The sequence below is a fragment of the Caballeronia sp. DA-9 genome (assembly GCF_051615025.1).
GTDB classification, from domain to species: Bacteria; Pseudomonadota; Gammaproteobacteria; order Burkholderiales; family Burkholderiaceae; genus Caballeronia; species Caballeronia sordidicola.
The window spans coordinates 1,158,541-1,170,661 of sequence record NZ_CP195132.1; the positions used below are offsets into that span (position 1 = coordinate 1,158,541).

Genomic DNA, 12,121 nt, shown 5'->3' on the forward strand with positions numbered 1-12,121 from the left:
GCCATAATTGCGGACGCCCGACTTTTCTGGAGAACCGCATGAACCCGCAGTCATCGAATCTGACGCTCGACACCGCCCTTGCATCGAAATTTGCCGCGCTGGCCTTGGGCCATCTCACGCGCGAATATCCGAACAAGCTCGAACACGTGATGGGCAGCGCCGCCGATGTCCAGAGTCCGCGCGCGCTGCATCCCATCTTCTATGGCAGCTTCGACTGGCATTCCTGCGTTCACGGGTATTGGCTGATCGCACGGCTCATCGACCGGTTTCCCGATTTGCCGGAAGCACCTCGAATCCGCGCGTTGATCGATGCGCATTTCACGGCGGCGAACGTTGCCGCCGAAGTGGCGTACCTCGAGCGCCCGGAAGCGCGCGGGTTCGAGCGTCCCTATGGCTGGGCGTGGCTGCTCGCCCTTGCTGGCCAGCTCGAATCGATGAAAACGCCCGACGGCCAACGCTGGGCTCAAGCGCTCAAGCCGCTCGCACAAGCCTTTGTGGACCGCTTCACGGCGTTCTTGCCGAAGTCCACGTATCCGCTGCGCGTGGGTACGCACTTCAACACGGCGTTCGCGCTGACGCTCGCGGTGGGTTATGCGCGGCAGGTCTGCGACACGGCGTTCGAGACGTTGATCATCGATACCGCCCGCCGCTGGTATCTCCACGATGCCGCGTGCCAGGCGTGGGAACCGGCCGGCGATGAGTTTTTATCGTCGTCGCTGATGGAAGCCGAGTTGATGCGGCGCGTGTTGAGCGCGACCGAGTTCGAAGGCTGGTTCGACCGGTTCCTGCCGCGGCTTGGCGCGCGTGAACCAGCTACGCTGTTCACGCCTGCCACGGTCACGGACAGAAGCGACGGCAAGCTCGCGCACCTCGACGGATTGAATCTCAGCCGCGCGTGGTGCCAGCGGTCGCTTGCGCGCTCGCTGAAAGCCGGCGACGCGCGAATCGGCGTGCTCGAAGCCACGGCCAACGAACACCTGAGCGCAGGACTCGCGCATGTGGCGGGCGACTACATGGGCGAACACTGGCTTGCCACGTTCGCGCTGCTGGCGCTGGAAGCCTGAACCTGAAACCCTAGCCGCGCGGCTGGAACGCGATCACGCCCATGCCGACCAGCGCGATCGCCATCCCGGCCCAGTCCCAGCTCGACGGACGAATCCGCTCGACGGCCCAAAGCCACATGATCGCAACCGCGATATACACGCCGCCGTACGCCGCATAAACGCGGCCGGCCGCGCTCGCATGCAGCGTGAGAAGCCACGCGAACAGCGCCAGCGATAACGCACCCGGCACGAGGAGCCACGGCGAGCCGTCCTCCTTGAGCCATCGATACGGAAGATAACAGCCCACGATCTCGGCAATGGCGGTGACAACGTAAAGCAGGAAGGTCTTCATGAAGGTACGGTCAGAACGGGCATGCAGCGCACAAGGACCCACAGAAGAACCCAGCGCGCCGCCCAACGCAAGTAATTTTCGCGTCAGCCCGTGCCGCCTTGCTCCCACCCGCCGCCCAGCGCCTTGTACACCGCTATCAGGTCGGTCGTGACGCTGACAGTCGATTGCGCGAGTTGCTGGCGCGTCGAAGCGAGTTGCCGCTCGGCATCGAGCACCGTGATGAAGGTGACCAGTCCCTTTCTGTAGCTGTCAGTTGCCAGTTGCAGGTTGATGCGGTTGGCCTCCACGGTTCGCGTGAGCGCCTCGCGCCGGTCCTGGTCCGTCCTGTACGACACCAGCGCGTTATCCACGTCCTGCAGCGCCTTCAGCACGGTCGACCGGTATTGCAGCGCCGCTTCCGCCGCTTGCGATTTCGCGATCCGCACGTTCGCCCGCAACGCGCCGCCTTCGAAGATCGGCAGCGAAATGCTCGGACCCACGGAATAGAACAGGCTCGACCAGTGCGCGAGATAACGCGCCCGCGTGGCGCGCGTCCCCACGCTGCCCGTCAACGATATATCCGGATACATCTGCGCGACCGCCACGCCGACTTCAGCCGTAGCCGAATGCAGGTCGCTTTCCGCACGACGGATATCCGGCCGCCGCCGCGCCAGCGTCGACGGCAAACCAACCGGCACGCTCGGCGGCGCGGGCGGCACGGCGCCGGGCGTTTCCAGTTCGGCATCGAGTGCGCCGGGCGCGCTGCCGGTCAGCACCGCGAGGCCGTTCATGGCCTGCGCGATCTGTGCAGCGAACTGGGGAAGCTGTGCCTGGAGCGAGCCGACTTGCGCCGTCGCGCTCTGGACATCGCTTTGACTCGTCAGGCCGACACGCGCCTGCTCCCGCGTCAAATCGAGGATCTGCTGTTCGGAATCGATTTCGGCGAGCGTGATCTGCTTGAGCAACTGCGCGCCCCGCAATTGCGAATAGGTCTGCGCGACTTCGGCCTCGAGCGAGACAAGCGCGTCGTTACGATTTTCGATAGCCGATTGCGTCTGCGCATTCGCCGATTCCACCGAGCGCCGCACGCGGCCGAACAGATCGAGTTCCCACGATGCATCGAAGCCATCCTGGAAGAGATTGACCGGACCGGTCGCCGAATCGATTGCGCTGCGCACGCGCGGTGCGTTCGCGCCGAGCGCGTTGATCTGGTCGAACGCGCCCTGCGATTCGAGTATGCCTTTCAGGCCAAGCTGCTCGCGCATGTAGCTCGCGTTTGCGCTCACTTGCGGCAAGCCCTGCGCACCGGCTGCGACCGCTTGTTCCCGCGCCCCCGTGATCCGCAGCACGGCGCTCTGCAGATCGAGATTTCCCGCAATAGCGCGATCGATCAGCGAGTCGAGCGTGGCGTCGTGAAAGTCGCGCCACCATCGCGGGTCGGGGTCGGCATTTGTATCGATGATCGTCGGCACGCCGACGTGGGGAATGCGCATGTCGTCCGGCGGGTTTTGCACGCGCTGCAAGTCGCGCCAGTTCTCAGGCGCTTTTGCATCAGGCTGTGTGAAATTCGGACCGACGGAGCACGCGCTCGTGAATAGTGTGGCGAGCGCAAGCGTCAACGAAGTCAGGCGTTTGCTCATCTCAATGCCCTCCCCCGCCGCCCGACGCTTTCACCGGCGAAAAGAACAACGTCACCGGCACAAAGCACAGCGCGAAAATCGCCACCGCGCCGAACACGTCGGTGTACGCCAGAATGGTGGACTGCGAGATGAACTGCTTGTACATGAGGCCGGTCGCTGTCGTCATGGCTTGCTGCATTGTCTGGCCCATGTCCATCAATGTATGTGTGAGGCGTTGTATGGAATCGTTATAGTTCTGGCTGAGCGGCGTCATATGCACTGACATATGCGCCATGTTCGCCTGTGTGCGCTCTATGATCATCGCGGTGGAAAGCGAGATGCCGATCGATCCCGCGACGTTGCGGAACATGGTGAAGAGCGCGGACGCATCCGCATTCTCCGATGGCTTGAGCGTCAAGTAAGCAAGCGTTGTGATAGGCACGAACAGGAATGCAATTGCGATGGATTGCGAACTTCGCATGATGGTCAGCGTCTTGAAGTCGATGTTCGGCACAAGGTGATGCGAGAAGAACAACGCACAGGCCATCAGGAAGAAACCGAACGCCACGAGAAAGCGCGTTTGTATGATCGGCATGAGTTTGCTGACAACAGGAATGATCGCGACGATCATCATTGCGCCGGGCGACAGCACGAGGCCCGCGAGCGTTGCTGTGTATCCGAGTTGCTGCTGCGCGAGTTGCGGCACGAGTACAGCGCTGCCGTACAGGATGCTGGCGAAGCCGACCATGCAAATGGAACTCAGCGCGAAGTTCTTGTCTTTCAGCACGCGCAGGTCGACGACCGGCTTTTTCGCATATAGCAGCCAGAAGACAGCACCCACAATGCCAATCAACGAAAGGATCGCGAACGTGGTGATGAAGCCGGACTTGAACCAGTCGTCGTCCTCGCCACGATCGAGGAACACCTGCAGACACCCCAGACCCAGCGCAATCAAGCCGATACCGACATAATCCAGCCCGAGTTTCTTCCGGTCCTGCTTGCGCTCCCACGGCGGGTCTTCCACAAACTGCATCACTGCAATGGTGGTGATCACGCCAATGGGCACGTTGATCAGGAACACCCAGCGCCACGTGAGGTTGTCTGTAATCCAGCCGCCGAGCGTAGGTCCGACCACGGGCGCGACGACGATGGCTACGGCGGAAATCGAAAACGCACGGCCCCGTTGTTCCGGTGGAAACGTGTCCAATATGATGGACTGCTGGTTGGGCTGCAAACCACCGCCGAAGAACCCTTGCAGCACCCGGAAAATGATCAGTTGCCACAGGTCCGTGGCAAGGCCGCACAGCAGCGAACAGAGTGTGAATGCAGCAATGCAGATCAGGAAATAGCGCTTGCGTCCCAGCAGTTTCGAGAAAAACGCGGAGATCGGCAGCACGATTCCGTTTGCTACCAGATACGCGGTCAGCGTCCACGTTGCTTCGTCGTAGCTTGCCGACATCGCACCCGAAATGTGCGGCAGCGCGACGTTGACAATGGTTGTGTCGAGCACTTCCATGAACGCCGCAAGCGTGACGACAACCGCGATCAGCCATGGATTGGACTTCGGTTTCCAGTCGGCACGCTCGCTCATTTCAGCATCACCTTCGGCACGACCGAAAGACCGAGCGGCAGCGGCAAGTCGGGTTGCGTGCCGTTATCGATCAGAATCTTTACCGGCACACGCTGCACGATCTTCACGAAATTGCCCGTCGCGTTTTCAGCAGGGAATGCCGAGAATTTCGAACCGCTGCCAAGCTGGATGCTGTCGACATGACCGTGCAATTTCAGGTCGGGATAGGCGTCGACGGACACATCCACCGCGTCGCCCGGACGCATGCGCTCGAGTTGCGATTCCTTGAAGTTCGCGGTGATCCAGACAGTCGTCGTCACCAGCGAAAAGATGGACGTGCCCGCCTGAAGGAAGGTCCCGTATTGCACGTTGCGTCTGGTGACCCAGCCGTCGGCGGGTGCGCGCAATTCGGTGTAAGAGAGATTGAGCTGGGCCGCTTCGACTTGCGCTTCTGCCTGATGAACCTGTTCGCGGCGTTCATCGACGGTAGCCTGGGCCTGACTGATCTGCTGCGGCACGAGGCTTGCCGTCTTGACCTGCGCACGGGCTTGCGCGACGTTGGCAAGCGCGCTTTGTTGCTGCGCGTTCGCTGTATCGATGTTTTGCTGCGATGTTGCGCGAATGTCCACCGAATGCTGGCGCTCATAGGCCGCGCGGCTTTGCGTCAGGCTGGCTTGCGCGCTTTGCTCCTGCGCCTTGGCCTGGGTGAGTTGCGCCGGATACTGAACCTTCGCGATGGCCAGTTGTACTTCGGCCGCGTTGAGCTGGGCCTTTGCAAGTCCAAGCTGCGCATTCGCCTGATCGAGTTGCGCCTGGTAGTCGCGAGGATCGATCTTGATCAGGAGATCGTTCTTGTGGACGAACTTGTTGTCGCCCAGATTCATGACCACCACATAACCCGATACTTTCGGCGCGATGGTGACGGTATCGCCGTCCGTGTAAGCGTCGTCGGTGCTGACCTGGTTGCGGGTCGCGAACCACCAGATCACGCCCGCGACAATGATCAGGATCACGACTATCGCAAGAATGATCAGCGGCTTTTTTCCAAGGCCGTTTTTCTTGCTGCCCCCTTTCTCGTCCTTGCCGTCTTGATCCTTCTTGTCGTCTTTGTCGTCGCTTTTGCCTTCGTTCTTGTCCTTGCCGGAATCGCTTTTTGGGTCTTCCTTTTTATCGTCGGAACGGTCGGAGTCGTGGTCGGGTTTTTCGTCTTGATCGGGCATCAGGCTTCTCTCACTCGTTCAAGCCTGAAACGCGCGGGATCAGATCCTCAACGTCAGGCAAGAGGTCGACAGAAATGGAGTTGGGGCGCTGGCAATTTCTTTACCGTAAACGGTTCAGCGCAAGCGGTGTGCTGTAGCAAACCTCGTGCCTTGACCTCGCACTTCAGGCTCGCGCGGATAAATGTGCAATCAACGGATAATGATCCGACGCCACCCGCGCCAATGCGCTTTTGTGTACCTCGACCTTCATGAGGCGCTCGCCCGGATGCACCCAGATCCGGTCCAGTGCGAACAACGGGTATCGCGTGGGGAAAGTCTTCGGAGAACGCGCGCGATAAAAATGCGACATCAGCCGGCGCAGCGTGCGCCCGTACACAAACCATTCGTTGAGGTCGCCAAGAAGAATGACGGGTAGTTCCGGCGTATCGAAACGTTGCAGCACCTGCTCGACTTGCGCGCGCCTTTCACTCGATGCCAGCCCGAGATGCGTCGCCACCACGCGCCACGTCTCTCCGGCGCAATCGATATCCGCATCCAGCGCGCCACGCGGTTCGCGGCTCCTGAACGACAGATCGAGCGTGCGCACCGCGCGCACGGGGAAGCGGGTCAGCACCGCATTGCCGTAGCGGCGCGCGGGAGTATCGAGTGTCGGGCCCGCGACCGCGTGAAGGCCGGTCATGCGCTGAAGGGCCGCGAGCACATCGGGCGCGGCGCTGCCGCCCAACGGCACTTCCTGGAGCGCGAAAATATCGGCATCGATTTCGGCGAGCACCGCCGCGATGCGTTCCGGCGCGAGCTTGCCATCCACGCCGACCGCGCCATGCACGTTGTAAGTAGCGATCCGGAGGCCGCGCGAAGAAAGCGAAGGCGGTTCGATGCGAACCTCGTGCATCGACGTCATGAGTCCACCTCGCCGGCTTGCCGTGCCTCGTGTACTGCTTCTTTCGACGCCTGCACTTCCACGTCGACAACACGCTCATGCGGCGGCCGCGCTGCACGCTCACGCTGCCGCTCGTCGTGCTCCGCGCGCTCCTTGCGGCCGAGAAACCGCTGCAGCAGCACCGATACGGCCACCAGCGCCACGCCAATTCCGATCAGCACGGCAAAGGACATGGCCGTCGGATGCCGCAGCGAAGCCACGAGTTGATGCGCGAACGCGACCGTCAGCAAAATGCCCGGCCCCATGCCAATCAGCGTGCCAAGCATGAAATCGCGCAGGCCGATCATGGATGCGCCCGCAACCAGATTCACGATAGTGAAAGGCGCGACCGGCAAGATGCGCAGGATGACAACCGCGACCAGCCCTCGTTTCGCGACGCGCTCGCTGAGCTTGTTCACGCGTGCGCCCGCCAGGCGGCGCACGACATCGCGGCCGAGCCATTCGCCCAGCAAATACGTGACGGCCGCTGCGGCGAGCGTGCCCGCGAGCGCATAAAAGCTGCCCCAGGCCGCGCCGAAAACCAGACCGGTGGTTGCAATCAGGAGCGTGACCGGTATCGATACAACCGCGGCAAGCACATAAGCCAGCAGAATCCAGAGCGGCGCGAGCGGCAGGGTATCGATGCGCCGCGTCTGGCGCGAGAGCGCTGCGAGATTCAGGTAATCGGCAAGCGGCGTCCAGTGCCATGCGGCGGCAAATCCCACAATCAGCAACGCCAGCACGCCTAGCAATGCAAACCGTCCGATCAGCCGATGCGGCTTGTCGACCGGCACGAACTGCTCAACAAGCTGATCGGCTTCGACCGGTTTTTCCGGATCGATCAACGCTTCGGGTGGCACCAGCCGATCGACATCCGGCGCGACGGTCGGGTTCAGGCGCTCGAGCGTGCGGTGTTCGGCGGCGTCTTTCATCAACACCGCGACGGCGTCGTTCAGGCGGCGCCCTTCAAGTGCACGGGCAAATTCCTCGGTCTCGCAGCCGAGATGCTCGGCAAGCAGCGAGTTGCGCATGCCGGCGAGCGCGGCCTGGATGCGCGGGTCGCCATTGGCGTCGATAGCGATGTTGCATTCGGTGTCGAGCACCATCGACCGGTTGTTGAGATTTGCCGATCCCACGAGCAACAGTTCGTCGTCGACGATCATCAGCTTGCTGTGCACGTTCACGCAGCCCGTCTCCAGCCCCGGCACTGCAGGCGACATCAGCCGATACCGGTCGTGCGTGTCCGCGCCCTCCAGCATGCGGTGCAGCCGCGCGCGCAGGACGCCCATTGTCATTTCCTGCAGCCAGCCGCTTTGCATGCGCGGCGCGACGATGGCGATGTCGGGACCATCGGGCTTTTCGAGCATGCTCTTGAGCGCCGCGCCAATGGAACCCGCCGTGAAATACTGGTTCTCTATATAGATGCTGCGCTGCGCACGTTCGATGGCGTCGAGGTACTGCTGGCGAATCTGCCGCACGCCGGGACGGCCGTCGAACGCGGGTTCGGTCAGCGAGATGGCAAGATCCACGTCTTCGAGATCCACCGCGCGCGACGGCGGCCAGGGATCGCTCCCGCTCATCGCGCGATGCGAGCGGATTGCAAAACGCCGCCCGCATGCACGCCGCCAGCGTTCGCGCGCAAGCAGGCCCATCGCGCGCGCAGCGTCGCCGTCGAACATCGTGTGGACGTCGTGGAATGGCTGATACGGCTCGCCGTTCGCATCGCGGCGCAACGGGTCTTGGGCGTCGTGCCGGCGCGTGTCCCAGCGCGAACGCGTGAGATCCAGACCGCCTACGAACGCCAGTTTGTCGTCGATCACCACCACCTTCTGATGGTGCGATCCGCCCATTGGATGCTTGCCGTCCATCTGGAACGCCACGCGCCGGTGCGAGCGCCAGCCCATCTTGTAGACCGGCAGCCATTCGCGCTCGAACGCGTACAGCATCGCGAAATCCCACGCGAGGATGTAGATGCGCAGCCGTTTCCTGGTCGCCGCGACGTCGTGCAGGAATTCACCGAGAGCGTCGGCGTAACCGTCGTCGGCGCCTTCGGGCGTGAGCTTCATGCGGCTGTCGATATCCCAGCCCAGAATGAACACCGTGCGTTGCGCGCGCGTGATGGCTTCGCGCAGCACACGAAAATAGTCCGCCCCGTCGATCAGCAGGCTAAAGCGATCGGCGTGGCGCACGCTGTCGCAATTGCGGCCGGGTTGAAAAAACGCTTCATTGCTCATGCGTCGGGCGGCGAGGAAAAGACAGGCGATTGATCGGGGTCATCGAAAAATTTTGCAAGCAATGTGCCTGGCACTGCAGTGCGGCAAAAATCAACTCGTCTAGCCAGCGATACACCGTACAGGAAACGATCCGCCAATCTGTACCGGTACTGTACCGATCCATTCTCATAAACTGGCGCGACCGATCTTAGAAAGGCTCGACCAGGAACACCATGCAACTCGATACCGCCTTGATGACCGCGCTGCCCGCCGCCCTGCTCTTCGCGCTCGTCACTTCCATCACGCCCGGCCCGAACAACACCATGCTGCTTGCATCTGGTGTCAACTTTGGATTGCGGCGAACCATGCCTCATGTATTCGGCATCAGCGTGGGCGTCGCGATCCTGATGATTCTTGCGGGGCTCGGCGTTGCGCAGGCGTTCGAGCACTTCGCATGGGCGTACACCGTGCTCGAAACGCTCAGCGTGGCGTACCTGTTGTACCTGGCGTGGAAGATCGCGACCTCCTCCGCCGTCCAGGTCCGCGACGGCGAGCGCCGGCCCATGCGGTTCATCGAAGCCGCCGCGTTCCAATGGATCAATCCGAAGGCCTGGATGATGGTCCTCACCGCCGCGACCACCATCCATCTGCATTCAAGCATCTCGATGAACGCCGTGCTCATGGCGATCGTGTTCATCGTGGTCGGAATGCCCTGCATCATCTTGTGGGCGGCGTTCGGCACATCGATGCGCCGGCTGCTCACGAAACCGCGCTGGCTGCGCGCGTTCAACTGGACCATGGCTGCGCTGCTCGTGCTGTCCCTGTATCCGATTGTGGAACGCGCGTTTGTGTAGCCACTGATTCATTCGTTGCAATCCTCGCGCGGATTTAACCATCCGGTTTGTCGGATTCAGCCTATTTTTTCCTAAGCGGTGCATACTGGACTCGCCTGCCGCCGCGCAAAATGTGCAGCCCCATTGCAACTTTAGCCGTTCAAAGCGGCAAGAACTGCGCGCGTTCCACCGTACCCGGGGATCGACAGGCATGTACGAAGCTTGCTTCCTGATCAACTCGCGCCTTGTTGGCGCGGCTTTGAAATCTCCCAAGGAGTCGCCATGTCTGGAGCTAACCGTCCGTCCGGTCCCGCAACACGCAAGTCCCTCGACCTCGCCGATCAGATTGAACGCGATGAACTCGAGAACAACCTGCCGGACGCGCTAAATCACGCCGACGAAGACGATCTCGACGACGAACCCGACACCGGCACACCCCGCCGATAACATCTCTGGGTCACTTTTACGCGCATCTCGGGCGCGTTCCATCAGCCGCACATGCGCAACGCAGTGCGGCTTTTTTACGGACGTCCTGCGTGCCGCACATCGCGTTGACGATTTGTGACCCATTGGGCATGAGAGTTGCTCTACCATCGGCGCTGCAGGACACAATGGCAGTTCAAGCAATCAAAGCGGCCGGGCGTCAAAGCCAGCGCGCAAATCAATCCGATAAATCGACCCTTTGGAGGGCTTCATGCTTCGATACGCTGTCATCTTTTTCATCATCGCGATCATCGCGGCATTCTTCGGCTTCGGCGGTATCGCGAGCGGCGCAACCGAAATCGCGAAGATCCTGTTCTTCATCTTCATCGTGATCTTTCTGGCTACGTTGCTGCTCGGCGTGTTCAGGCGATGAAGCCTCGGCGCCCGTGAATCGAGGGCGCCGTTGTTAGGATGCAAAAAAGCGCGAGCATGCTCGCGCTTTTTTGTCACTGGATTGACGCCGCCATGTCACACCGTGACATGGCGGCGTGCGTCCGACACTTTAGTGAAACACAATGTCAACGCCCGATTGCGGCAGCAGGTCAACTTGCACAACCAAATGCCCGTTGTCGTCGCGCATGGGCCCGCAGTCCTTCGGCATGCCGCCGAGCCGCCATTGTGCTTCGTCCAGCCCTTCAGTGTGCAAGCCGGACTTGTCCAGCGCTCTCACCTGGTCAGGCTCTGCGCGCTGAAATAGGCCGCTTTCGGCTGGCGGCAAGACATCGGCGAGCGACAGCTTGAGCGCGCCATGCTGTCCAATTTCAGGGTCAACTATCGAACTCTTCGTGGTCGCGAGTTTCAATCCGAGCGCAGTATCGAAAACGTGATGGCTGCTCACCGTGCCTGATGTGTGCGCGCTGTCAAGCGGACCATCAGGCGCAACGTCATGCAAGACCGACGCTTGAGCCGATAAAACATGCGCCGTGTCCACGAAAAAGATAAAGATGGCGGAGGGTGAGCCCTGCGTGCCAGCCTTGGTGGATTCAATCGCTGTCAACGCATGAACGCTCGGCGCCAAGGAATCGGCGGGTTGTATCGACCAGATTCCGTTCGCGTCAATATGAGCGGTTCCCAGCAACGTGGTCTGGTCATACAAGGTGATGATATTGCCGGCCTTGCCAGTTCCGCTAATGATGGGAAGCGCGTCGTCCGTCAAGCCTCCCCTGTCAACCGGCCCTTGGATGGGACCCACATTGTCGGTGACCGCGTTGATGATTGCCCGCCCGGGCGTGCTGGTGTCAATGCTGATCCCCGCGTGGTTCGATTGAGCGCTTTGTGACCCCGCTGCATTCGACGCCACCGCGTGAAAGTCATGCGTGCCGTCGGTCAAGGCCACGGCAGGAGTGAGCGACCACGCACCCGCACTATCCGTGACGGCGGAGCCGATCAGATGCGCGCCATCGAAGACGGTGATCACGTCCGCGGGCCTGCCGGTTCCAGTCACTTGCAGATGCGACTCTGTCGTCGCGCTGTCAAATACAATCGACAGTCCGGCGTGATCGAGAAAGCCCGTTATTGACGGCGCCGGAACCACTGGCAGGCTGAGCACGACGCTCAGCACTTCTGACGATGCGCCGCGGTTGTTCTCGCTGTCCACGCCAATGGAGGCGAACTTGTGAAGACCGGCCTTAAGCGGGATCACGAGCGTGAACGACCAGACACCGTCGGCTGCCGCAACGGTAGTGCCGAGAAATCGCACGCCATCATAAATCTCGACGACGTTTCCAGCGTCAGCCGTGCCCCTGATGACCGGCAATGTATCGAACAAGACGTCACCGTTGAGCGCCGATCCGACCGACGTAATGATCGCTTGCGAAGGATCGCGAGTTTGAAATGCCATCTTTTTTGCCCTCTTTTTTATTGAAATGTCATGCATCAAAACCGACGCGG

Annotated in this window: 11 protein-coding genes; 4 read left to right on the plus strand and 7 right to left on the minus strand. The window is 61.3% G+C overall.

Features of this window, described 5'->3' with window-relative positions:
• Positions 1 to 38: 38 nt before the first annotated feature.
• Positions 39 to 1,064: a DUF2891 domain-containing protein gene (locus tag ACRWA7_RS11655; protein ID WP_438391159.1), complete on the plus strand. Its 1,026-nt coding sequence runs from the start codon at positions 39 to 41 to the stop codon at positions 1,062 to 1,064.
• 10 nt (positions 1,065 to 1,074) lie between these two features.
• On the opposite strand, the gene ACRWA7_RS11660 is transcribed toward ACRWA7_RS11655, so the two are convergent.
• The 6 genes from ACRWA7_RS11660 to ACRWA7_RS11685 form a co-directional block, all read right to left on the minus strand.
• Entirely contained in the window at positions 1,075 to 1,395 is a 321-nt protein-coding gene (locus ACRWA7_RS11660; protein ID WP_438391160.1) for a YnfA family protein, read from the minus strand.
• A gap of 83 nt (positions 1,396 to 1,478) precedes the next feature.
• A complete protein-coding gene (locus ACRWA7_RS11665) occupies positions 1,479 to 3,014 on the minus strand; it encodes an efflux transporter outer membrane subunit (RefSeq protein ID WP_438391161.1) in 1,536 nt (511 codons plus the stop codon).
• A gap of 1 nt (position 3,015) precedes the next feature.
• A complete protein-coding gene (locus ACRWA7_RS11670; protein ID WP_060818590.1) occupies positions 3,016 to 4,584 on the minus strand; it encodes a DHA2 family efflux MFS transporter permease subunit in 1,569 nt (522 codons plus the stop codon).
• Positions 4,581 to 5,783, minus strand: coding sequence for an HlyD family secretion protein (locus ACRWA7_RS11675; protein ID WP_438391162.1), 1,203 nt, complete (start codon positions 5,781 to 5,783; stop codon positions 4,581 to 4,583). The genes ACRWA7_RS11670 and ACRWA7_RS11675 overlap by 4 nt, the downstream gene beginning before the upstream one ends.
• Positions 5,784 to 5,946: 163 nt before the next feature.
• Positions 5,947 to 6,684 carry an endonuclease/exonuclease/phosphatase family protein gene (locus ACRWA7_RS11680; RefSeq protein WP_438391163.1) on the minus strand — a complete coding sequence of 246 codons (738 nt, stop codon included), beginning with the start codon at positions 6,682 to 6,684 and terminating at the stop codon, positions 5,947 to 5,949.
• The gene (locus ACRWA7_RS11685; protein WP_438391164.1) at positions 6,681 to 8,936 is read right to left on the minus strand and encodes a VTT domain-containing protein; all 2,256 of its coding nucleotides are present in this window, start codon (positions 8,934 to 8,936) and stop codon (positions 6,681 to 6,683) included. The genes ACRWA7_RS11680 and ACRWA7_RS11685 overlap by 4 nt, the downstream gene beginning before the upstream one ends.
• Before the next feature lie 212 nt (positions 8,937 to 9,148).
• On the opposite strand from ACRWA7_RS11685, the gene ACRWA7_RS11690 reads away from it, so the two are divergent.
• From ACRWA7_RS11690 to ACRWA7_RS11700, 3 genes are all read left to right on the plus strand, one after another.
• Positions 9,149 to 9,769: a LysE family translocator gene (locus ACRWA7_RS11690; protein WP_438391165.1), complete on the plus strand. Its 621-nt coding sequence runs from the start codon at positions 9,149 to 9,151 to the stop codon at positions 9,767 to 9,769.
• A gap of 261 nt (positions 9,770 to 10,030) precedes the next feature.
• On the plus strand, positions 10,031 to 10,195 hold the full coding sequence (locus tag ACRWA7_RS11695; RefSeq protein ID WP_157766605.1) for a hypothetical protein: 165 nt from the start codon (positions 10,031 to 10,033) through the stop codon (positions 10,193 to 10,195).
• 247 nt (positions 10,196 to 10,442) lie between these two features.
• Positions 10,443 to 10,604 carry a DUF1328 family protein gene (locus tag ACRWA7_RS11700; RefSeq protein WP_031363615.1) on the plus strand — a complete coding sequence of 54 codons (162 nt, stop codon included), beginning with the start codon at positions 10,443 to 10,445 and terminating at the stop codon, positions 10,602 to 10,604.
• 129 nt (positions 10,605 to 10,733) lie between these two features.
• Here the strand turns inward: ACRWA7_RS11700 and ACRWA7_RS11705 are convergent, their stop codons facing one another.
• Complete coding sequence (locus ACRWA7_RS11705) at positions 10,734 to 12,071, minus strand: Ig-like domain-containing protein (RefSeq protein ID WP_438391166.1); 1,338 nt, start codon at positions 12,069 to 12,071, stop codon at positions 10,734 to 10,736.
• Positions 12,072 to 12,121 lie beyond the last annotated feature (50 nt).

Excerpts from the sequence above, each read along its gene's own strand:
- ACRWA7_RS11680 (WP_438391163.1), bottom strand. The coding sequence starts at position 6,684 with ATGACGTCGATGCACGAGGTTCGCATCGAACCGCCTTCGCTTTCTTCG.
- ACRWA7_RS11655 (WP_438391159.1), top strand. The coding sequence starts at position 39 with ATGAACCCGCAGTCATCGAATCTGACGCTCGACACCGCCCTTGCATCG.
- ACRWA7_RS11665 (WP_438391161.1), bottom strand. The coding sequence starts at position 3,014 with ATGAGCAAACGCCTGACTTCGTTGACGCTTGCGCTCGCCACACTATTC.
- ACRWA7_RS11685 (WP_438391164.1), bottom strand. The coding sequence starts at position 8,936 with ATGAGCAATGAAGCGTTTTTTCAACCCGGCCGCAATTGCGACAGCGTG.
- ACRWA7_RS11670 (WP_060818590.1), bottom strand. The coding sequence starts at position 4,584 with ATGAGCGAGCGTGCCGACTGGAAACCGAAGTCCAATCCATGGCTGATC.
- ACRWA7_RS11700 (WP_031363615.1), top strand. The coding sequence starts at position 10,443 with ATGCTTCGATACGCTGTCATCTTTTTCATCATCGCGATCATCGCGGCA.
- ACRWA7_RS11695 (WP_157766605.1), top strand. The coding sequence starts at position 10,031 with ATGTCTGGAGCTAACCGTCCGTCCGGTCCCGCAACACGCAAGTCCCTC.
- ACRWA7_RS11660 (WP_438391160.1), bottom strand. The coding sequence starts at position 1,395 with ATGAAGACCTTCCTGCTTTACGTTGTCACCGCCATTGCCGAGATCGTG.
- ACRWA7_RS11690 (WP_438391165.1), top strand. The coding sequence starts at position 9,149 with ATGCAACTCGATACCGCCTTGATGACCGCGCTGCCCGCCGCCCTGCTC.
- ACRWA7_RS11675 (WP_438391162.1), bottom strand. The coding sequence starts at position 5,783 with ATGCCCGATCAAGACGAAAAACCCGACCACGACTCCGACCGTTCCGAC.
- ACRWA7_RS11705 (WP_438391166.1), bottom strand. The coding sequence starts at position 12,071 with ATGGCATTTCAAACTCGCGATCCTTCGCAAGCGATCATTACGTCGGTC.